This is a genomic window from Enterococcus sp. C74 (assembly GCF_040887125.1).
Classification (GTDB): domain Bacteria; phylum Bacillota; class Bacilli; order Lactobacillales; family Enterococcaceae; genus Enterococcus_B; species Enterococcus_B hirae.
Map to the genome: position 1 here is coordinate 114,890 of NZ_JBFOFA010000009.1, position 23,675 is coordinate 138,564.

At 38.4% G+C, this 23,675-nt stretch carries 16 protein-coding genes and 1 other annotated feature; of the genes, 4 read left to right on the forward strand and 12 right to left on the reverse strand.

The annotated features are described in order from the left end of the window. Window positions 1-88: 88 nt before the first annotated feature. The 3 genes from AB3H93_RS11705 to AB3H93_RS11715 form a co-directional block, all read right to left on the reverse strand. Window positions 89-814, reverse strand: coding sequence for a pseudouridine synthase (locus AB3H93_RS11705; protein ID WP_034700491.1), 726 nt, complete (start codon window positions 812-814; stop codon window positions 89-91). A gap of 83 nt (window positions 815-897) precedes the next feature. Beyond that, complete coding sequence (locus tag AB3H93_RS11710; RefSeq protein WP_034700493.1) at window positions 898-2,544, reverse strand: polysaccharide biosynthesis protein; 1,647 nt, start codon at window positions 2,542-2,544, stop codon at window positions 898-900. A 95-nt stretch (window positions 2,545-2,639) separates the two neighbouring features. Then, window positions 2,640-3,485, reverse strand: coding sequence for a hypothetical protein (locus AB3H93_RS11715; protein ID WP_368020615.1), 846 nt, complete (start codon window positions 3,483-3,485; stop codon window positions 2,640-2,642). A 351-nt stretch (window positions 3,486-3,836) separates the two neighbouring features. On the opposite strand from AB3H93_RS11715, the gene AB3H93_RS11720 reads away from it, so the two are divergent. Then, a complete protein-coding gene (locus tag AB3H93_RS11720; RefSeq protein WP_207427406.1) occupies window positions 3,837-5,339 on the forward strand; it encodes a UDP-N-acetylmuramoyl-L-alanyl-D-glutamate--L-lysine ligase in 1,503 nt (500 codons plus the stop codon). 156 nt (window positions 5,340-5,495) lie between these two features. Here AB3H93_RS11720 and celB read toward each other — a convergent pair whose 3' ends face one another. The 8 genes from celB to AB3H93_RS11760 all read right to left on the reverse strand — a co-directional run bounded on the left by celB (window position 5,496) and on the right by AB3H93_RS11760 (window position 19,854). After that, on the reverse strand, window positions 5,496-6,839 hold the full coding sequence (gene celB / locus AB3H93_RS11725; RefSeq protein WP_010721020.1) for a PTS cellobiose transporter subunit IIC: 1,344 nt from the start codon (window positions 6,837-6,839) through the stop codon (window positions 5,496-5,498). Further along, on the reverse strand, window positions 6,839-7,357 hold the full coding sequence (locus AB3H93_RS11730) for a hypothetical protein (RefSeq protein ID WP_368020616.1): 519 nt from the start codon (window positions 7,355-7,357) through the stop codon (window positions 6,839-6,841). The genes celB and AB3H93_RS11730 overlap by 1 nt, the downstream gene beginning before the upstream one ends. A 14-nt stretch (window positions 7,358-7,371) precedes the next feature. Then, the gene (locus AB3H93_RS11735; protein WP_010721022.1) at window positions 7,372-7,698 is read right to left on the reverse strand and encodes a PTS cellobiose transporter subunit IIA; all 327 of its coding nucleotides are present in this window, start codon (window positions 7,696-7,698) and stop codon (window positions 7,372-7,374) included. Between the two features lie 12 nt (window positions 7,699-7,710). Beyond that, window positions 7,711-9,690 (reverse strand): transcription antiterminator, encoded by a 1,980-nt coding sequence (locus tag AB3H93_RS11740; RefSeq protein WP_010736973.1) that lies wholly within the window; start codon window positions 9,688-9,690, stop codon window positions 7,711-7,713. Between the two features lie 16 nt (window positions 9,691-9,706). Further along, a complete protein-coding gene (locus tag AB3H93_RS11745) occupies window positions 9,707-10,021 on the reverse strand; it encodes a PTS cellobiose transporter subunit IIB (RefSeq protein WP_010721024.1) in 315 nt (104 codons plus the stop codon). A gap of 221 nt (window positions 10,022-10,242) precedes the next feature. Then, entirely contained in the window at window positions 10,243-13,932 is a 3,690-nt protein-coding gene (locus AB3H93_RS11750) for a hypothetical protein (RefSeq protein WP_368020617.1), read from the reverse strand. A gap of 1,071 nt (window positions 13,933-15,003) precedes the next feature. Then, entirely contained in the window at window positions 15,004-17,418 is a 2,415-nt protein-coding gene (leuS, locus tag AB3H93_RS11755; RefSeq protein ID WP_034868000.1) for a leucine--tRNA ligase, read from the reverse strand. A gap of 125 nt (window positions 17,419-17,543) precedes the next feature. Then, window positions 17,544-17,754: a binding site (T-box leader), on the reverse strand. 99 nt (window positions 17,755-17,853) lie between these two features. Further along, window positions 17,854-19,854 carry a muramidase-2 gene (locus AB3H93_RS11760; protein WP_368020618.1) on the reverse strand — a complete coding sequence of 667 codons (2,001 nt, stop codon included), beginning with the start codon at window positions 19,852-19,854 and terminating at the stop codon, window positions 17,854-17,856. A gap of 381 nt (window positions 19,855-20,235) precedes the next feature. Here AB3H93_RS11760 and AB3H93_RS11765 point away from each other — a divergent pair, with 381 nt between their 5' ends. From AB3H93_RS11765 to AB3H93_RS11775, 3 genes are all read left to right on the forward strand, one after another. Next, window positions 20,236-20,886: a phosphatase PAP2 family protein gene (locus AB3H93_RS11765; protein WP_010721028.1), complete on the forward strand. Its 651-nt coding sequence runs from the start codon at window positions 20,236-20,238 to the stop codon at window positions 20,884-20,886. A gap of 246 nt (window positions 20,887-21,132) precedes the next feature. Beyond that, window positions 21,133-22,089 (forward strand): TIGR01212 family radical SAM protein, encoded by a 957-nt coding sequence (locus AB3H93_RS11770; RefSeq protein WP_010736968.1) that lies wholly within the window; start codon window positions 21,133-21,135, stop codon window positions 22,087-22,089. After that, window positions 22,089-22,658, forward strand: a complete 570-nt coding sequence (locus tag AB3H93_RS11775) for a class I SAM-dependent methyltransferase (RefSeq protein WP_010721030.1) — start codon at window positions 22,089-22,091, stop codon at window positions 22,656-22,658. Before AB3H93_RS11770 ends, AB3H93_RS11775 begins: the two co-directional genes overlap by 1 nt. Window positions 22,659-22,838: 180 nt before the next feature. On the opposite strand, the gene AB3H93_RS11780 is transcribed toward AB3H93_RS11775, so the two are convergent. After that, window positions 22,839-23,666, reverse strand: a complete 828-nt coding sequence (locus AB3H93_RS11780; RefSeq protein WP_368020619.1) for a class C sortase — start codon at window positions 23,664-23,666, stop codon at window positions 22,839-22,841. Between the last annotated feature and the right edge of the window lie 9 nt (window positions 23,667-23,675).

Below are 23,675 nucleotides of genomic sequence, written 5' to 3' on the forward strand. Positions count from 1 at the left end.
AAAGATACCCTAACTATCATTTTATCATTTGACAATGAGCCTAAAAACAGGCTAGCTGGCTTTTGTTTCTTCATCGTATTTCGTTTGATTACAATTCCTTTCCCTCTAACTGCTTGACTTCTTCAGCTGTCATTTGCCGATACTCGCCGAGTGCCAAGTCTTCTGGGAGCAGGAAATTCCCCATTCGGATTCTTTTAAGATAAGTGACTTCTTTTCCTACGGCTTTGACCATCCGTTTGACTTGATGGAATTTTCCTTCATGCAGGATCAAGCGAATCACCGATGTTTCATCTTCCGAATTGACTGAAACAATGGTTAATTGAGCAGGTCTGGTTTCTTCGCCACCGTCAATGGTCAATCCTTGACTAAATGCCTGTACATCGGCTTCGGTCATGATACCGTTGACTTCAGCGAAGTACTCTTTTTCGACATGTTTCTTTGGGGAAAGTAAACGGTGAGCCAAGCCGCCATCATTTGTCACAACCAATAAGCCTTCTGTATCTTTATCTAAACGCCCGACTGGAAAAAGGTCTTCCCGATAAGAAGTATCATCGAATAGATCAAGCACTGTTTGATCGTAGTTGTCTTGAGTGGCTGAAATTACTCCAGCTGGTTTATTGAGGATATAATAAAAATCTTTTTGGTAAATGAACTGTTCGCCTTCATAAGTCACTTGATCCTTCCATTCATCTACTTGGAATTTGTCACTTTTAATGGTTTGATCGTTCACTTTGATGTGCCCTTTTTTGATCAGTGCCTTGACTTCTTTGCGACTGCCTAATCCGACATCCGCTAAAAATTTGTCTAATCGCATGCTTTTCCTCCATTTGATTGAAAAAAGAAGTTAAGGGATAATAGGGAACATTATTCCTAACTTCTTTTTTCAAATTTTATTTACTACTTGATTCTTAATCGATGGCGTAATCGAACCATACTTGGTCCTAAAAGACGTTCAGCTAATCGAATTTTTAACGCTAAGTATGCGTACACCGTACCGCCAACACCAGCTACAAATAAAATCAAGAACAATGACTGAATTTTACTATCTTGATTGAGGAATAAACCGAAAACAGATTTCGTGACCCCAGCTGCTACCAGCATGATCAGTGTCAAAATAAAAATCAATAGTGTTCTCCGCCAAACAAAACTTGGTTTGAAACGTGCCACTTGACGCATCTTTTTTAAAATCAACGTGCAAGAAACAGCAAAACCGATCATCGTCGCAAATAATGGACCATAGACTTCAAACAGACGGATCGCTGGATATTGCAAGATCACCTTCACGACAAAACCGATTGCAAGATAACGGATCGCTGCGGCATTTTCAAACATCCCTTGAAGCATATTGGAAACTAACATATATAGACCAAGGAACAGCCCCACAAAACTGGCTTGGATCAACACGTGACTTCCTAGTTTATCAGGTGCATAAAACAACGTATTTAAAGGATAGGCTAGCAGGATCACGCCAAAGGTAGCAGGAAACATAAAGAACGAAAACAATTGTAAATTGCCACTTGTCAGTTTCGCTAAACCACGATGATCTTTGATCGTCACCGCTTCGGTGATCAACGGCAACCCAGTAGAAGCGATGGAAGTAGCAAGTGCAATCACGACCATCGTCAATTTATCTGGGTTTGCACTGAAAATTGAAAAGAGATCCAATAACTGATCTTTGGAATATTCAGTCGTTGCTGACATGATTTTAATAAAGGTAAACTGATCTACTAATTTAAAGATCGTCACTCCTGACCCAACAATAATAAACGGAATCGCTTCTTTGATCGTATCTAGTAACAATTCTTTTGTCGCTACGTTGACTTGGTTATGACTATACTGGACACGTGCTGCTGAATACGCCTGTTGTTTTTTCAAAAAATACAACAAAACCAAAATACTTGCTAACATTCCGATAAATGCAGCAAAAGTCGACTGAGTAACTGCTGTGACATAATCGCCTTTCATGACTTTCATAATAATAAAGGTCGCAAGCAACATGTAAAAGATCCGTGCGACTTGTTCCACGATTTGGGAAAGTGCATACGGCATCATTTCTTGGTTTCCTTGGAAATACCCACGTATGACACTCATACAAGGAAAAACAAGTACCGCGATACTGAGTGATCGCATCGTTGGAATCAATTCTGCTCCGCCACCAGAAGCATGTGCGAGCCAAGGCGAAGCCACATACATAAATAATGAAAATAAGAGTCCTAGTACACCCATCATCTGTAATGCTCGAATAAATAAACGCCGAGAGGTCCCATATTCATTTAATGAATTGTAGCGAGCGGTTTGCTTTGCGATCGCCGCCGGAATCCCAGCTGTTGAAATCAGTAGGAACAAAGCATAAATATTGTAGCCCATATTGAATAATCCATTGGCAGCTTTCGCATTCTCTCCCATCCATGCGTACCATGGGATAATGTAGATCGCACCGAGTAACCGGGAAATGATATTACTAGCTGTCATCCAAGCAGAGCCACGAGCCATTTTTTCTTGAGGTGTTAAATTTTCCATTGCTGGTTTTCGTTGATTAGTCATCGATCAGATTCCAACTTTCTTCAAAACATTACTAACAGTTTAATAGCAAAATGGGAAACTGGCAATCTTTTTTGTGTGATTTTTCTGTAAATTCACTATTCTTTAGATAACTCTTTGTTTTGTTTTATTTTTATATTTTCATTAGAATTAGATAACAAACTGTTCCTGTGTTTCTGTTCATTGATAGCCTTTTCCGTTAAGTGATTGAGTGGTTGTTTTATACTCGAATGTTCTCCAGACTTCAACATGCCTTGTTTTTTACTAATTATATCTCTATATTTATAAATAAAGCTTTGTGAGGAATGCTTGTATTCACTCCATAGTTGCGGATCTTTTTCCCAAGGTGCTTCACATTGTTTTCCATTAGAAAAAAATGTGATTTTCCCCTCTAAAGCGTAGCGATGACGATAAATATATCTCAGTTCTCTATTTGTAATACTTCGGTTATACAAATCTTTTTTATGAATAACATTCCGCATATTTATTCCGTCTATAACAAAAAATAATTGAGTATTGGCATTTTTTATAGCAGCATCGATCCCTATTTTACATCCTCTTTTGGCATGTAAAATAGGGGAAATAACTTCTCCATCTTTTTCGAACAAACATTTTTCTTTTAACTTCAATATATGTACATCTTTATAAATATTTTCTAATTTATTTTTCTCTTTTTCTTGCAAAGATTGAAGATAATGTTTCCCTATAGGATCCATTTTAATATTTATGGGAATATAGGAATATAAATTCTTGGTAAAATTCTGCCACCTCTCTTTAGTGGTCAATTTTTCAGCTTCCTGTAAAATAGCTTCTTTTATTTTATTGTTATAAGTATCAATGTAGTTTTCTCGGGTTAACTTTTCATCTGAATACGAGAGAATAAACTTATCTCTTTCTGATTTCAACCCCAAAACTAGAATTTGCTTCTCTTCTATTTCAACCATTCTATTTCCCTTTCATTTTCATATTTTTCTTAATCAATCTATCATTTCTTATTGGAATCAGGTATTTCCTTATCCTCCTCTCTATAGTAATCAAAGACATCTTGAAAACAGAAGGTCCTTGTACTTAAAGGTTAAAACATTTCTATACTAATATCAAAAAAATTGAGTAAATCTTTTCTTCCTCTCATCTTTTTACAAAAAACTAGCCCTGTAATCAGTGAGGTCATCGTCTTACGCTAGCTTTTTCCTTTTTGCAATCAACTTTATTCTCCTTCTTCCCTTCCCGTAAGCCTTTTGAAATATGCTATAATGGATCAGAACCCAATGAATAATAAAGTGAGGGATGATTCAATGAGCTTCTCTTTAGAAGATATCCGTAAATTATTGATCAAAGAAAATTTATTAAAAGAATTTGTTTCTGTTCAAGGTTGGCATTTAGATGCTCCTGAGCAATTTGTATTCAAAAAGTTAAGTTATGACTCACGCCAAGTAGATCATGAGACGCTGTTTTTTTGTAAAGGTCTGAATTTCAAAGAAGAGTATTTAACAAGTGCGATCTCGAATGGTTTGAGCTACTACGTTGCTGAACAGCCTTACGAAAATACAGCAACTGGTATCATCGTGACTGATATTCGCAAAGCGATGGCGATCCTTTCCATGGCTTTTTATCATTATCCCCAAAACCAATTGCAAGTGATCGGCTACACTGGAACTAAGGGAAAAACGACAGCAGCTTATTTTACCAAAGCCATTTTAGATCATGCGACAAACAACAAAACAGCGTTGCTTTCAACAATGAACACGACTTTAGATGGACAAACTTTTTTTAAATCCCATTTAACAACGCCTGAATCATTAGACTTGTATCGCATGATGGCGGAAGCGGTAAAAAATGGCATGACACATTTAGTGATGGAAGTATCCTCACAAGCTTACAAAACGCAACGGGTATATGGTTTAACGCTAGATGTAGGAATCTTCCTGAACATCTCTCCTGATCATATCAGCCCCATTGAACATCCAACTTTTGATGATTATTTCTATTGCAAACGTCAATTGATTTTAAATTCTAAAACTGTGATTTTAGATCATGAAAGTGATCATTTCGATCTTTTACAGGAAACGGCTGAGTTAGCAAACGTCCCTTACATCACTTATGGACGTTCTGCCGAATCTGATTATGAAGTAAACAGTTTAACTTCAGGGAACCATGCCTTTCACTTGATCAAACACAACGGAAAACTTGATATCGAAGCAGACTATGAGATCCAATTAGCCGGTGATTTCAACCAAGAAAATGCAGCAAGTGCTATCATTGCGGCTGCGTTGACTGGCGCCTCCATCGAGGATGCCCAAAAAGGACTCAAAGCAGCACGTGTGCCTGGACGGATGGATCAGTTGATCCAAAAAAATGGTAGTCATGTTTATGTCGATTATGCACATAATTATCTCAGTTTAAAAACATTATTAGAATTTGCCAAAAAAGAACATCCGAAGGGTCGGGTCATCGTTGTCCTAGGTAGCCCCGGAAACAAAGCAGTTTCTCGCCGTCAGGATTTCGGAAAAGTATTATCAGAAACGGCTGACGTCGTCTTTTTAACAGCGGATGATCCAGCGTTTGAAGATCCGCAAAAAATCGCTGAAGAAATCAATGCAGCTATCACTAATGCTGAGCTTGAGGTTCATTATGAAATGGATCGTCCAGAAGCGATCAGACAAGCATTAGCGATCAGCAATCCTGAAGATTCCGTTGTAGTCGCTGGAAAAGGAGTCGATCCTTATCAAAAAATCAATGGGATAGATGTTCCTTATAAAGGCGATTATGAAGTCGTCAAAGAACTGATTGAAGACTGAGTATTTCAATGAATACCACTTGTTTACAATAAAAATACGAGATGCGAAACGTATTGAAGCGACCTCCAAAAATTAGATTTTTTGGAGGTCGCTTCATATTTATCGTAGTTTTCTATCTTTGTTTTTAATGAGTTAATTGAAGCAAATCACATGGCTTTATTCCGCAGCTAATTCGGCTGCTTTTTCTCTTTCTTCAGTCAACAGTTTATTGTCATAGTATTTGATGAATGGTAACCAAATGAAGAACGCTAAAATTGCACATAATACTGCTAAAACAGCCGCCTTCCAGTCTCCCCCACTACCGACAAATGCGCCCACACCAACTGGCGAAGGCCAAGGCATTTGCGCCAGCATTGGCTTAACGATCTCGAAGCGAATGGCAAAATAAGCTAGTGAAGCCGATGCCATCGGTGCTAGGAAAAATGGAACAGCCAGATACGGATTATAAACAATTGGCATCCCAAAAATAATTGGCTCATTGATATTAAAGATACCTGGAACTAGAGAAGCTTTCCCTAGTACTTTTAATTGATCGGATTTAGCCAAAAAGGCAATGAAGAAGATCAATCCTAATGTGGCCCCTGATCCTCCTACTGTTACATAGGAATTATTAAATTCGCCAGCAAGCGGGAAATTCGCTCCCTGTGCATTTGCTGCCATGTTCGCTAATACGATTGGTGTCAAGAAAGAAGTAATGATATTGGCGCCGTGGATACCCACGATCCATAGTGCATGGATCAAGAAATAGATCACCATGATCCCTAACCATGTGTTCGTTAATTGCGTAACAAATCCGAATGGGATCGCAATCATTTTGAAGATATCTGTTCCTAATACAACCAACAGACCATTAACAAGCATCACGACGAAGCCAATCACAAATGTAGGGATCAAAGCTGTAAAGGAACGAGAAACACCTGGAGGTACTACATCAGGCATCTTGATGACCCAATTCCGTTTGACACAGATGCAATATAATTCAACAGCTATATATGACATGATGATTGCTGTAAAGATACCGGAAGTGCCTAGCCGCTCGACAAATGAGCCCATCCGAATCCCGTTCACGACAGTTTCCGTATCTGAGATACTAGCAATCAAGCTTACTTTCCCATCGGATAACACTAATTCCGGAATACACATGAAGAAAGCAAATACCGCAAGCAGCGAACCAGTTAAAGGATTGACATTCAACCCTTGTTCATCTCGTTCGATTGAAGTCAGTTCATAAGCAAAAACAATAGCAAAATAAATGGATAAAATCCCCATGGTCATCGTGTTGATGATCATGTACAAATCACTGACTTTAAAAAATGTAGCGTTGAAAAACCCTTCAAGAAATGGAAATGGTAAAGGTAAGATATTCAAAACCAAAAACATCGACCCGACAATCGTAAATGGAATCGAAGCCATCCCTGCTGCCATTACCGCCCGAACGATTTTCATTTGTGCAATTTTTCCCATCGGTCCCATCAAATACTTTTCCAAAAATTTAAACATTAGTTACTCCCCTTCCCTAATTGTGAACTCTTTTCATATTGTTTAACACGTTGATATTGACGGTCTTGATTACGTTCAATTTTTTCTAAGCGGAACCAGCAAAAGCCACAAACAAAGATACCGCTTACAAATGATGCGAGTAAAAATAGCTTGGCGCTATGATCATTAGCCATAAATGGAAAAAATGAGCGATACCATGGGGTAAGTAGTAAGCCACTGATTCCTACGTTCATCATTCCTTGAATCTTAAAATAATTGCTCGTCCAAGGTGTTCGGTTCGTGTGCGTACGATAAAGTATGACTTGTTCACCGATAGCAGGAACGATCAAACCCAGCAAGCTAAGCGGCAGCAGCCAGGCACTGCTTCTTGCGATTAATAGTAGTACTAGCCAATTAAGATTGATGAAAAAGAAAAAGGCTGTCAAATAACGAATCACAAGATAACGATTGAAGTACATGATTTTCAAACTAAATTGTTTCTTTTCTAAAGCTAATTGTTGCTTCTTAGTTTCATCCACCTTAATCTCCTCTTTCAAGCTTTTTGTTGATACAAATAACTCATTTCATTTGCAACTTCTAAAAGGGTCATTGTTGTCATTAAATGATCTTGGGCATGGACCATAATGATCTCCATCTCGATTTTTTGCCCACTTGCATATTCTTTTAGCAAGTTTGTCTGGGCTTTATGCGCTTCTAAAATAGCTTCATTTGCTTTATCTAATTGTTGACTCGCTTCCGCTTTTTCTCCTTGCCGTAGAAGTTTGAAGGCTTCATGAATCAATGTTCGGGCATTTCCACTATGCAAAATAATATCAAAAGCGATGACTTGTAATTCTTCACTCGTCATATTTCCAGTCACACGTATTCCTCCTTATTCAATCACCTCGTCAAAATGATTGCTAAAATTTTCAAACGTTGGTTCAATTAAAATTTGTTGTTGCAAATCTGTGCGATCAATTAATTGCACAATTGCTTTTGTCACTATAGTAATTTCTTCGTTTTCAATAAAAGATGGTGACACGAGAAAAACAAATTTGATCTGTTGGTAATCATCCCAAAACATCCCCTCAGGAATCACTGCGACTGCAATTTTTGTCGTGACCCCTACTGGAATAGCTGGATGTGGGACTGCAACGGTTTCACTGAAGACAATCTGTCCCATTTTCTCTCGCTTGCTGATTTGTGCCATCATTTCAAGGGTATAATCTTTTACTTCGTCTTTTTCTAAAAGCGAGAGTAGGTCTAAAATCACCGTCTCTTTAGTTGGTCTTTCAGAATAGACTTTGTACCATCTTTCAGAAAGCTGGCCATGATAATCCTGTCTTTTTTTCGGAGAATCTGTGCAAATAGTTTTTATTCTTTTTGACGGACAAGGTTGTAAGTCCGCAATCGTCTGTCGAATTTTTTGGCTATCTAGTGGATTCAAAAAGACACTCACATGTAATACGGGGATCTTAAAAATCATCGTTGATAAATCGATTGATGAAATAATCATATCTACGCCCATCAAAGTCATTTCATTGATCTCGTAATAACCTTTGACATTGGTCACTAAGAGCATTTCGCCAAACTCAGCAAGCACACGATTCTTCAACAATTGCGCACTTCCATAACCAGTTGCACAAATGATCAATACACGTATTTTTTTCGCTGTTCTGACTTTTTCTAAAGCTGCCATGATGTGTAAGGTAAGATACGCCCATTCATCTTCATTGATCGTGAATTGTCGTAACATAGGCATTTGACTAAATATTCTTTTCGTCTGTTCAAAGGCGACCATATTTTCTTTTTTTATATCCTCAGTCAACGGATTCTCTAAAGTAATCCCTTGCCGTAGACGAACCACCATTGGCGTCAAATGATTAAGCAGACCATTTTTTAATTGTTGATCCTCAATCAGTGAATCGCCAAAAAAGTCGGCAAGCTGCTCAATCACTCTTGCTAATTCCTCGTAAAGCAGCTCATCATTTATTTTTTCGATGGGATTAGACTTAGCAACCAAATGCAATGTCAGATAATGAATTTCCGCTTCTGGAAAAGGTACTTTTGTCACACGATTCATTCGTTGAACGATCTTTTTTGCTACTTGATATTCACGGCGATCCACTAACTCTTCACTAAAATCTAAAGCTTCAATGGGGAATCCTTCGTTGATTCGCTTGATCGTTAAGGCTAGGTGTAATGCTAGATTTTGCATGATAAAATCAGAAACTTTTAAATTTGCTTCTCGGATTTCATCTAAAATAATGATTAAAACCTCTTCAAAATTGAATTCATTGAAAAAGTGACTGTTCACTAAATAATCTTTTAAAGAGTTCGCTGCTTGATCACCAAAAAATGTGTCCATAATAAAATGGCGCTTGTTTTGCTCTGATCCTTCGATCCACATTCCTTGTCGTGGTTTAGAACAAATTTTTAACGCATAGGGCTCGATTTTTGCCTTTATCTCATTTAGATCATTGGATAAACTAGAACGGCTGATAAAGAGTTCCGACTCTAATTCATCCATAAAAATGGCTTCATCTTCTAGCAATAACTTATTTAACAGATATTTTTGACGATCTTCAGTTTCAAAAAATTCCATTTCAGACATGCCTTGATCAGCTGCGATATTTTGATGTTTTAAAAAAAATGCAAATGCCAAAGGCTTTAAGATCGCCAACTGATATCCTTGTCCTTGTTTGGCAATGATTTTTGCTCCGTTTTTTTCAATTTTCTCTTTGACATCAACCATGTATTTACGGATTGTTCGATCAGATAAAGACAATTCAGAAGCAAGCTCATGACTAGTGATATATTTTTTTTGATAGTTGATCAATAGCCCTAACAATGCTTTTTCGATCTGTTTCATCTTTATCCACTCCTAGTTAGATATTTTCTTCAATCAAATCCGCTAATTTCTGAATACCTGTGGGAATCGGAACATACGCTTGAAAGGGAATACTAACCACAGGTTTATCAACCGTTTTTCCTAGTTTAACAAACTTATCTAAAAACATCGTGGTTTGAGGACTAATGAGAAATAAATCAAAGTCGCTTGACTTGATCATTTTATCGCCTTCTGTCGCAGATACCGCATCGACTTCGATTTCTTCCCCCTTTTGTTTGAATAGATCCGTGGTCTTAGAAGCCATCATAGAAGATGACATCCCTGCTGCACAAATAATCAATGCTTTTTTCATTTTATTTGCTCCTTCCTTTTCGTTCTATTTAAAGTATAGATTGTAAACGTTTTCTTTACAAAAGAAATACTTCCGTATCGATTAGGAAGAAAAAAACATACAAAAAAAGAAACTGAGCTAAAACTTGCCTCAGTTTCTTTTTTAGTTGGTTAAAAATTTCTTTCTGTTTGTTTTCGGAACTATCCGATGCTTTCACGATCTCTTTTGAATAGGTCTATATCTCATGGTGTTTTAAAATGCAACTGCATCAAGTAACTAGGTCTGATTGGCGCATCTAAGGTTTCCGACAAGATGTTGTCACCTGCTGTTCCAAAGAAAGAGAACTCATAAGCATTCTGTTCACTTGTTAAAGTGACAAGTTCAACGGTTTCTGATAGATTTTGACCATTTGCTACTAAAACTACCTCTTGTTCATGATCCGTATTTTGCAAACCTAATGTCAGTTCAGTTAATCGTTCGGTTTCTTCAAGACTAGTCATGGCATCCACATAAACGGATACCGGACGGTTGGAATTATTTTTGATCTCATAATTTGGTGAAGCGATACCAGCTAGAATATCCTCCTGTACAAAACTCATACGTGCAGGAATGGTGACATCGATGTATTGTGCGTTAGATGTAATCGTCAATATTACGTCTAGTTCTGTTTTATTGCCAAATTCATCAATCAATTTCAGCGTAAATCGATGATCGTCTGCAGGCAACTCAGAAAATTCTAAGCCATTCTCGAAAGTTAACTCAAATCGGATATTTTCTGGTAAGGACCAATTGTCAGTTGGATCGCCATCTAACAACTCTCGTAAATCCGGCATTTCACTTCCTTGCTCATAGACAAGTGAATCTCTTAGCTTTCCTTCTGGAGGTGTTGTATCCTCGATCAATAGATTTATAGGTGAAAAGTGTTGTTGGTTTCCTGCTTCGTCTGTTAGAACAGAGGCTACAACATACGCAGTAGATGAAGGCACTTTCCCAGCAATTTCAAACTTTCCTCCTTGAAGATCCTCCAGCCCAATCGTAATCTTTTCTGGTAAACTCCAATTATCTTGTAAAGCCCCTTCTTTAATCACACTCATTAACTCTTCTCGGCTAAGACTGCCTGTACGTCTTGCTTCAAATGAAACACTCCGTTCAAACTCTGCTGTCGGTGCCTTCGTATCTACTACTGTATATTTAGTAGTAAGTTCTTGCGTGTGATTCGTTGTTTTGTTTTTGACAGCAACTGTTACTTCTCCAGTTGCTCCAGGTGCCCATTCTTTCGGTCCATTAGTCAGACGATACTCATAATCATCGGTATCTTTTGGTCGTTTATCAAACCATGATTCTAGAATTGCCCGAGATAATTCTTGGCTTCGTTGGGCTTCAACAACCACTTCAGACTTTATTTCAAACCGTTCACCGATGTACAACTTACCCTTAAGTTCTCTAGCATTTCCTCTTTCATCCGTCAAGGTTAACGTAAACTCGTGCGCCCCTTCAGGTAATTCTGAAAACTGCTTGCCGTCCTTGAAGCTTAATGCAAGTTTGATATTTTCTGGTAGCGACCAGTTGTCGGTGGGTTCGCCATCTAATAACTCTCGTAAATCTGGCTCTTTACTGCCTTTTTCAAAAAACAGTGACTCCTTAAGCTTGCCCTCTGGTGCTTGCGTGTCAACGACTGAAATATTTTTCAGATATCGACTCGTATTTCCTGCTTCATCTGTTAAGGTAATAAAAATATTACTGTACATACTTGGTGCCTTTCCAACAAGTTCAAACGGTTCATTTGCGGATCCGATGTTAGTCAATCCGATCGTAATCTTTTCTGGTAAACTCCAATTATCTTGCAGATCACTCTCAATCAACAGTTCTCGTAGTTCTGCTTGCGTGAGCGCACCTGTACGCCTTGCTTCAAACACGATCTCTTTTTTAAGTGTTGCGGTGGGTGCTTTAGTGTCTACGACGGAGTATTTCGTTTCATATTTTTTTGTTTCATTTGTTGCTTTATTTGTGACAGCGACTGTTGCTTGTCCGTTAGTCTCTGGTGCCCATTCTGCCGGTCCGGAAGACAGATGATAGTCATAACTGTCAGGATTGTTTGGTAATTGTTCAAACCAGCTTTTGAGAATTTCAGTTGATAGCTCTTTGGCTCTTTGTGCTTGGACAACCACTTCCGATTTGATTTTAAACGCATCACCGACGTGTAACGTACCTTTGAGCTCTTTAGGATTTCCAGCCTCATCCGTCAAGGTTAGCGTAAATTTATGCTCTCCCCTAGGTAATTCCGAGACTTGCTTTCCACCATCAACAGCCAACGAAAGACTGATTTTTTCTGGTAAGGACCAATTGTCGGTTGGATCACCCTCTAGTAAATCTCTTAAATCTTTCAGCTCCATTCCTTGTTCAATCACGATTTTGTCTTTTAGTTTCCCATCAGGAGGCGTAGTATCAACCACTTGGATACGATAACCACTTCCCGTAGCAGCATTCCCTGCTTGGTCGGTCACACGTACCTTGACAATTTCAACACCTGGTTGAATCCCAGCAATCTCCCAAGGAACGTTGGAACCGTTATAATCAAATAACTCAATCTGGAGATCCTCCGGTTTACTCCAGTTATCTTCTAGTTTTTCAAATATACTCCTTAGTTCTTCATCAGTGAGACTCCCTTTTCGTCTAGCCTCCAATGGTGCATCCCTGATTACTGTGTATTTTGGTGCAGTAGTATCTACAACAGTATAGTTAGTCGTAAATTCTTGCGTGTTATTCGTTGTTTTATTTTTGACAATAACTGTAGCTTTTCCAGTTGCTCCAGGTGCCCATTCTGCCGGTCCGGAAGACAGACTATAGTCATAATTCCCTGAATTCTCCGATATCGTAGAAAACCACGATTTTAGGATGCTCGTAGACAGTTCTTTTCCTCTTTGTGCTTCAACGGTCACTTCATTTTTGATCTCAAATTCAGGTTGCTCTTTCTTCACTGTAATCGTTCCCAGCAAAGCATTGACATACGAAACATCTTCGATCGGGATCGAGTCTAAAACAGAGTATTGGGAGGCTACAGCCGTCGTCCCTAGTTTCACGTCTCCGTTAAGTACTAATCGATCTTCTTTTGCACTGGTCGATGCCAACCTAGTGATCGTGACGGTAAAAGATGCGGCATAAGAAGAAATACTAGGCTTCGTAACCGTCACTTGGTACCCATTGACACTTTGATCAGATGGAATCGTTAACGTATACGTTCCGCGGTAAGATGAATGATTCCCATAATACATCGTATCGTATGGATAATCATCCGTTGTGGTTAGATTACTTGCTATCCAAGAAATCCAACCATGATCTTTATCTTGAGTGACCTTCTCATAGGTAGGCACATTCACAGTAAAGGAAGTCTTCGAACCAACGGCAGCTCCCAACATAATAGTGCGATTAATCTGTGTAGCTAACGTTTTCTCAATATAACTTTTTTTCCCATTTGCTATCAGATCAGGTCGATATTTATCTAGGTTTGGTAAATTATTCTTCCTTAACTCAGCACTTTGTCGAAGGACTGGTGGTACAGGATCTTCCCATGGAGTCACAGGTTCCGTTACTTCAGTTGGCTGTTCAGTTGGTGTTTCAGTTGGTACTTCTTCCACTTCTTGTTCTTCAACGATCGGTACTTCCTCAACTACAGGTGCTTCTTCTACGATTTCCTCTGTATTTTCTTCTACTGGCTCCTCTACCTCGATTGACTCTTCTGTTGAGTCGTTTGCAGCTGTTTCAGGTGAAACAGGTTCTTGCATCACTGGTTGTTCCCCTTGATTTTGTAAATCCTGTACAAACTCCGTATCTAGTTCTGGTGGTGCTTCCTCAGCAAAAACGGTTAATGGATAAAGACAATTTTGGAACAACAACAAAGAGGTTGTTATCGTTCGCAAATGCTTGCTTTTCAAATTTTCTGTCCTCCTCTCTTACTAATACACTCACTCTTTTTCCTTGCTCAAATTCTCTAAAAGGAAAGATTAAATAAACAAAATTTTTATTATTTCTTATGAACATTCCTAGTGTGAACGTTCCTAATATTTGTAAAAGGTTACTTTTTTGCTCATGAGATGATAGTTTATTTGACTATTAACATAACAAAAATCACTATGTAAAGAAAAATTTTTCATTTTAATCTTACGTATACTCACCTCCAAAAACATATGAAACACCTACACTAAAATTATCTACGATTATCCGCTTAGAACAAAACCTTTTTTTACCGATAGAATGGTAATTTTTAACAGATTTGCGGTTGTTTCATCGGCCTGTCATTTTTCTAAAATAAAAAAAACAAAATAGCGTAATACTATAGCTTGGTATTAAAAAAAAAGAAAACATGCCAACTAAATAAAAATAACAATGTTTTAAAAAAATGTGTCATTTGTTTACGTTCAAAAGGTATCACGATGCAAATATTGTGAGACATAAGCAATTTTAATAAAACACTTTTTGTTTTTTTCACTTTTGTAACTAACAAAAAATAACTGTTCATCTTGGATAGTCATTCACAAAAAAAAACATCAGCAAACTTCCACTCGGTGAATGGTTCTAACTCTTCAATTGATATTTTCTTTGTTTTAGTTTCTCTTCACTTTATTTTTCTATAAAAGAGTTTGAGATGAAGCGACCCAAGACAAATAAATAGTATTTAAGCATCTGCTCGGAGCTATCCGCCTCTTTCACGATCTTATCCACGGTGTTTCAAGCTCTAACGGAAAATAAGCCGAAGAAAGAGGTTGAGCCAACACATGGCTCAACCTCTTTTCCGGCTTATTTCTCAGAGCTAGACACTTTTGTCATAATCTCTTTTTTGTTTATTCAGTTATAAACTTGCTGAACTGATTGCGACTTATAAAACATCTTAAAATACTGAAACAGCCAAAATTGTTTTTAATGATCTGTTCTTCATTCTGAAAGTGGCTCTGGGTTTCATCGAAAGCTCCTTCAACAATCTCTTATAATTCACTTGTTCCTGCTTTTTAATTAGCCACGATATTTACTAATTTATTTGGTACAACGATCACTTTACGAACAGTTTTGCCAGCAATGTTTTCTTTGATCGTTTCATTGTTCATCGCTATTTTTTCAAGTTCATCTTTTGGTAAGTCACGTGAAACATTAGCTTTTCCTCGGACCTTACCATTGATTTGGAAGACAACTTCGATTTCATCTTCGACTAAAGCTGACTCATCATAAGTTGGCCAAGCTGCGTAAGAAATACCTTCCTCATTTCCTAAGATTGCCCATAGTTCTTCACCCATGTGTGGTGCGATCGGTGCCAACAATTGAACAAATCCTTCGATATATTCATAAGGTAGTGCATCCACTTTATACGCTTCATTGACAAACACCATTAATTGAGAGATGGCTGTATTGAAGTGAAGATTTTCGTAATCTTCCGTAACTTTTTTGACGGTTTGATGATACACTTTATCTAATTTCCCATCATTTAAAGTGGTGATTCGATCACGCATCTTATTGTTTTCATCCACGATCAAACGCCAAACACGATCTAAGAATTTGCGGCTTCCTTCTAGTCCATTTTCACTCCAAGCAATCGATGCGTCTAATGGTCCCATAAACATTTCATATAAACGTAATGTATCTGCGCCATATTTGGCCACGACATCATCTGGATTAACGACATTGCCACGTGATTTAGACATTTTTTCGTTGTTTTCTCCCAAGATCATTCCTTGGTTGTATAATTTTTGGAATGGTTCCTTCGTAGGTACAACACCGATATCATATAAGAATTTGTGCCAGAAACGAGCGTACAGCAAGTGAAGAACGGCATGTTCTGCTCCCCCAATGTAGATATCTACTGGCAACCAGCGTTCTAATTTCTCATAGTTCGCTAATTCTGTTTTATTATGTGGATCGATATAACGTAAATAATACCAAGAACTTCCTGCCCATTGTGGCATTGTATTGGTTTCACGGCGACCTTTTTTGCCAGTCACAGGATCGACAACATTCACCCATTCTTCGATGTTGGCAAGTGGCGATTCTCCTGTTCCACTTGGTTTGATATTAGTCGTTTTAGGCAAACGTAATGGCAGCTCTTCTTCTGGTAAAGCTGTGACTGTACCATCTTCCCAATGAATGATCGGAATTGGTTCCCCCCAGTAACGTTGACGTGAGAATAACCAGTCACGTAAACGATAGCTGACTTCTTTTTTCCCACAACTATTTTCTTCTAACCATTCATTCATTTTAGCAATGGCTTCTGCTTTATTCATGCCATTCAAAAATTCAGAGTTGATATGAGGACCATCTTCCGTATAAGCAGCCTCTTCAATATTTCCTCCTTCGATCACGGGAAGAATTTCTAAATCAAAGGTTTTTGCAAATTCATAATCACGTTCATCGTGAGCAGGTACAGCCATGATTGCTCCAGTACCATAAGAAGCTAACACATAGTCAGCGATCCAGATCGGGATCTCTTTTCCATTAACTGGATTGATTGCATAAGCTCCAGTAAAGACACCCGTTTTTTCTTTCGCTAGATCTGTACGTTTCAAATCTGATTTTTTAGCTGTCTCTTCGATGTATGCTTCAACTGCTGCTTTTTGTTCTGGCGTCGTGATTTCTTGCACCAAGTCTAATTCAGGAGCTAAAACAGAGTACGTTGCGCCAAACAGTGTATCTGGTCGTGTGGTAAAAATCGTGTACGTTTTATCTGTTCCAGCAACTTTAAATTCAACATTTGCTCCTACTGAACGACCGATCCAGTTGCGTTGCATTTCTTTGATGCTATCTGGCCAATCTACTAAATCAAGATCATCAAGTAAACGATCTGCGTATGCAGTGATCTTTAGCATCCACTGACGCATTGGTTTGCGGACGACATCGTAGCCGCCACGTTCACTTTTTCCATCGATCACTTCTTCATTAGAGATCACCGTACCAAGTTCAGGTACCCAGTTAACTGCTACTTCTGCTTCATATGCCAAACCTTTTTCGTATAATTTTGTAAAGATCCATTGTGTCCATTTGTAATATTCTGGATCAGTTGTGTTGACTTCACGATTCCAGTCATAACTAAACCCTAAAGAATTGATTTGACGACGAAATGTTTCAATGTTTTTTTGTGTAAATTCAGCTGGATCATTTCCTGTATCTAATGCGTACTGTTCGGCTGGTAGTCCGAACGCATCCCATCCCATCGGATGCAAGACATTGAATCCTTGACTGCGTTTAAAACGAGATAAGATATCTGTTGCTGTATAGCCTTCCGGATGTCCAACATGCAATCCTTGACCTGATGGGTATGGAAACATATCCAACGCATAGAACTTTGGTTTTTCAGGATCATCATGGGTATTGAAGGTATTGTTTTTTGCCCAGTATTTTTGCCATTTCTTTTCGATTTCTTTATGGTTATAACTCATTTTCTATCCCCCTGATCTATTTGTACTTCCACATTAATCTGTCGAAGTTTAGTGAAGTCTAGCCTCACCTTTTTGTTTTTTTCATCTGAAGAAAACAAAAAAGTCCTATAAAAAGATTGCTCTTTTTATAGGACGTAATCTACGTGGTACCACCTAATTTTGCCTTTTCACAAAGGCCTCAAACGTTGTAACGGTCGTCACCGCTCCTACTTACTCTGTTTGTGATTTCAGTAGGCGCAACTCAAAGGCGAGTTCAAAAGCGTCCGTACACATTTCCACCAACCATGTGCTCTCTAAAACTTTCGACTTTTTACTACTTCCTTTTCAGGCGTTGATTTTTATTTACTCAAAAGTGTAGATTCATAGTAACAAATAAATGCTACAAGTTCAAATATTATTTCACACATTTACTGATTTCCTGCCATGTGTCATTACTTATTTTTTGACGATCAACTGTTGTCCCGGATAAATAAAGTTATTCTTGATATTATTCCATTCGATCAATTGATTCATGGTGATTCCATGACTATCGGCAACGCCCCATACTGATTCGCCTGCTTTGACGGTATAGGTTTTTTCATCTGATTTCGCTGGCGTTGATTGTGCAGTGCCTTTTTTAACGATGACTTCTTGTCCTGGATAAATAAAATTGTTTTTGATGTTGTTCCATTCAATCAACTGATCCATCGTAATATGGTGTTTATTGGCAACGCCCCACACCGATTCGCCTGCTTTGACAGTATACTTCGTATCACCCGTTGAAGAAGCCGTTGGAGTTGTAGAAGCTGGCGTTGAAGCTGTTGGTTTGGTTGTTGCTGTTGCGCTTGCTTTACTGCTTCCACCTTTGACGATCAATTTCTGTCCTGGATAAATGAAGTTATTCTTAATATTGTTCCATTCAATCAACTGGTTCATGGAAATTCCATTTTTATTGGCAACACCCCATACTGATTCGCCTGCCTTGACAGTATAAGTCGCTTGCCCTGTCGCAGTTGAGCTGGTATTGCTTGATGCGGTGTTCTTGTTATTAGCTGTCGAAGCGGACGCATTACTTGAAGATGAGCCACCTTTGACAATCAATTTTTGCCCTGGGTAAATAAAATTATTTTTAATATTGTTCCATTGAATCAGTTGGTTCATGGAAATTCCAAATTTATTCGAAACACTCCAAACCGATTCGCCTGATTTGACAGTATAAGTACTTCCAGAAGTAGTACTTCCTGTATTTGCCGTATTACTAGATGTATTACCTGTCGATGTATTAGAAGTAGAACCGCTTGCTGAAGAACTACCTTTTGAAACAACCAACTGTTGACCTGGATAAACAAAGTTATTCTTGATGTTATTCCATTCGATCAGTTGGTTCATCGAAATCCCATGATCATTCGCAATTTTCCAAACAGAATCGCCTGATTTAACCGTATATTTTGCACCAGTTGCTTGCCCCGTACTGCCAGACGTATTCGTGTTGCCAGAAGTATTTCCAGAAGAAGCATTATTACCAGTGTTAGTGGTTGAAGAACCTGCAGATTGGCCACCTTTGATCGTTAATTTTTGTCCTGGATAGATAAAATTATTTTTGATATTATTCCATTCGATTAACTGCGCCATCGTGATTCCAAATGAATGAGAGATTCCCCAAACGGAGTCTCCTGATTTGACGGTATAAGTCGTACCAGTCGTAGTTGCAGAACCGCCTGAGTTCCCACTAGTACTTCCAGAATTGGATGTATTTCCCGTATTCCCGCCATTTCCAATCGTTGCACCGCCTCCAGCGTTGCCGCTAGCTGGTGTATCGTATTTGGTCAATCCATAGGTTGTAATAATATTGTTTAGTTTTCCAGCGTACCCTGGATCAGTTGCATAACGACCTGTCAAACAAGCAGTAGCATCAGTATAAGATTTAGTATTGCTTTTCCAAGTACCTGCATAATAATAGCCATTACCAAAAGAGGTATTTCTTAAAACATAGGCATTGTCATTAAATGACTCTGCAAAAGAAGGGTACTGACGGAAAGGTTCTTTTTTAGATACCCATTTATTGTTAAGATATTCGAGTGTATCCATATAAACAGTTTGACCTTGATAACTTCCTTTAATCCCAAATAGATTATAGTAAGGTGCTTGTGACAAGGCACTACTTCCCCAACCACTTTCGACGACTGCTTGAGCAATCATGACTGAGGCATATAAATCGTTGGCTTGAGCAATTGGTTGTGCATACGTAGCAATCTCAGCAATAAACGCTGCTGTATTGATTCTGGCACCGAATTGTGTGGGGGTTTGATCAGCATCTACTTGTACAGGCTGAATCAATGGCGCTGCCACAGAACAGCCGACCATCGCCGTACCGACAAGTGCAGCACTACGTTTTACTTTACGAAAACGTTTGGTTTCATTTAAACGTCTACGTTCTTTTCTTGCAATGTTTTCCATCTTCTATCCTCCAACTTCTATCTACAATTTCTATACTATTATAATAATTATAACTTCTCTTAATCTTTATTAAAAGTTATTTAAGTGTGTGACTGCTTATTGTAATCAGACTGTAACCTTTCGTAATGTTCAACACTGAGAAAAAAATAGCACCTTTCCCCGCTTGATTTTAACGACTTTTAACAAATAATCGATTTAAACTTTCCCAGACAAAGTATGTCAGTTATATTACTTGAAAATGTCTAGGAGATTACAAAGTGATTTACAAATAAAATACCTTTTTTATTTTTTGATTAAGTGCTCGATTCTATAAATAATTATGGATATTATTTATAGAGCGAATAATGCTATAATGAGTCATTGTTGAAAAGGAGGATATTTATGAAGCAACGTACAACTTTTCATGTAGCTGGAGCTTGTTTTTTACTGCTCTTTTTAGTCTTAGGCTACATTGTCAAATACCGTATTTCTTTACTGGCGGGATTTGATCAATCAATAACAGAAATGATCCGCGCTCCCTATCCCCATTGGAATGCTTATCAGCTGTTTATGACAAAATTTGGCAATCCACTCACGGTCATCTTAGTCTTCTTGCTGGTTTCATTTTTGTTATGGTGGAAGAAAAAAAGACCTGAAATGATTTGGTTAGCGGTTAATTTTATTGCCATTGCTGGGATCATCAATCCTGTGATCAAACTATTCGTGATGCGCGTTCGCCCAACCCTTGAACACCTTGTGGTAGAGCACAGTTACAGTTTTCCTAGTGGTCATGCAGCTGGTAGTATGATTTTATATGGTACACTGATTTTTCTAATTCCTGTCATTATTCAAAAAAAGGTCTTTCGTCCATTGATTCAAATACTTCTAGCGTTTATTATAGTAAGTGTTGGGATTAGCCGTATTTATTTAGGCGTTCATTTTCCAAGTGATATTCTAGGTGGCTTTTTACTTAGCCTCTCGTGGTTATGCTTCACGTATCCAATTTATCGAACCCAAAAAGAAAAATGGCTAAACACGCAGAAAACGTCTTGATCTCACACAAGTATTTTTTAGTGAGAACTTTTATTACAAATCATCCAAATCAATAAAAAATTGTGGAGAGACAGTTAACTTTTTTCTTTGATGATTAGTTAATCTGTCTCTTTACTTGATTCTAAGAACGATTCTCGTTATAAAGTGCTTAGATTTTACGTCATTCATCAGGTATAATGATCTGAATCGTTCAATACGAGTAGAAGAAAGTGATGAATTTAGCACCATTAAGAAAGAAGGATAACAATGGAATTTACATATTCAGATGGAAATAAACGCTACCACTCATGGAATTATGCGTTAAGAAATGAATTTGGCGGGAAAATTTTCAAAGTGCCAATCGATGGAGGATTTGACTGCCCCAATCGTGATGGTACAGTGGCTCACGGGGGCTGTACTTTTTGTAGTGTTTCTGGATCAGGTGATATGATCGTCGCTCCCGAAGACCCATTACCTATTCAGTTCCATAAAGAAATCGATATGATGCATCAAAAATGGCCAGGGGTAACCCAATATATCGTTTATTTCCAAAATTTCACGAATACTCATGCACCTGTAGAAATCATTCGTGAGCGTTTTGAACAAGTGATCAATCTTCCTGGTGTTGTCGGGTTGTCGATTGGTACTCGCCCAGACTGCTTACCAGATGCGGTCGTGGATTATCTCGCAGAACTAAATGAACGGCTTTATCTGTGGGTCGAATTAGGATTACAAACGACTTTTGAAGAAACCTCTACACTGATCAATCGCGCACATGACTACCAAACTTACCTTGATGGTGTGAATAAATTACGAAAACATGGCATTCGTGTCTGCACTCACTTAATCAACGGTTTACCTGGTGAAACATTAGAAATGATGCGTGAAAATGTCCGACGTACGATCCTTGATTCAGATATCCAAGGAATCAAGCTTCACTTAATGCACTTGATGCGCAAAACAAGGATGCTTCGTGATTACCATGAAGGTCGTTTACAACTGATGACCCGTCCTGATTATGTCAATGTGATTTGTGATCAATTGGAAATGATCCCTCAAGAAATCATTATCCATCGGCTTACCGGTGATGCGCCTTGGGATTCATTGATCGGACCAATGTGGAGTTTGAAAAAGTGGGAAGTCTTGAATGCGATAGATGAAGAATTGGTTCGTCGCAATAGTTATCAAGGGAAATTTGATGTTCGTAAAGGAGTGCGTTGCTAATGCTACAAACTGCTTTACACTTTAGCCATACGTTATTAACAGAAATCCTGCAACCAGGTGACCATGCTATTGATGCCACCATGGGTAATGGCTACGATACGCTTTTTATGGCTGAATTGGTCGGGAAGACCGGACATGTTTACAGTTTTGATATCCAACCTGCTGCCTTGCAATCCACGAAAGAAAAACTCGCTGAACAAGCATTGACCGATCGAGTCTCTCTTTATTTACAAGGTCATGAGACACTGGGGAATGTCGTGGCTCCAGAGCAACCAATCAAAGCAGGGATTTTCAATCTAGGTTATCTTCCTAAGAGTGACAAAGCAATCATTACTTTACCTGAAACAACGAAAATTGCAATGGAAGAGATACTGAAACGTTTAGCCCCTCGAGGACGCATGATTATCGTCGTCTACTATGGTCATGAAGGTGGAAAATCAGAACTGGATATGGTACAACAGTTTTGTCAAATGCTCCCTCAAGATCAGTATAATGTTTTAAACTATCAATTTATTAATCAAAAAAACAATCCACCGATTTTGTATTGTGTGGAGAAGAAAAAATGTTGAAATAATTGGCTTTGTTCAATTACTCCGTTCGCTTCTTTATGGCTTATCAATGTTTTTTGGACAGTTTTGTTAATTGACGAATATAAAAAAGCCCATAACTAGAAAGTTTTCACTAAGCTTTCTATGCTTATGGGCTTTTTCTCATTGTTGGTTCTCTCAAGTAATCCAACATGTCTTTTTCTATTCTATTGGCTTTTCACGTATGACTCGCAGAATGAACAGGGATAGACTTCCTACAAAGAGCAATAAAATGAGTAAGATCATGAGATTGAGCCACCATTGTCTTTGTTCTGCATTCGCTTCTTTTTGGGCTAGTTCTTCTGTATAAGGCACTCGATGTCCTCTGACTAATAATCGATGGGAATTGATCATATACGGTGTACAGGTGACTAAAGTCACGAGATCTTCCTCTGGATAAATTTTTAGAGAGCTAACGTCGTCAGGGGTCACAATAGTGATGTCATTCACTTCATAGGCCAACTTTTCTTCTGCATAGGTGATAATGAAAATATCTTCCAACTCCAGTTGATCGAGATCCGTAAAAAATTTTCTTTCAGGAATCCCACTATGGGCTGAGATCACACTATGGTTATTTTTACCACCAGTAGGGTAGGACGTCCCTTCCAAAACACCAGCACCATATTGGAGGATCGTCGGGCTTGCATGGTCAAACAACGGAACACTGACCCTAATCTTAGGGATTTGGATCGAACCAATCAAGTGATTCGCTAAATAATTAGCGAGATCCGCTTCTTTCCGACCAGTATAGGTTGGGAGCGTGATCGCTCCCATGCCTCTTTCTGCTAGTTCTTGATTATACTTTTTGGCTCTTTCTCGTGCCTGTTGCTGTTCTGCTTTTGTTTTTTGAGACTCATTGATGCGATAATGATCAACGAGTTGGTTGAAGGCATTGACATAAAAAGGATAACTCGCAATTAACCCACCTGTTAAAAAAAGGAGATACATCACGATCCGAAGCCACTTTTTTGGTCGCTGTTTTTGGGACATTGGATATTC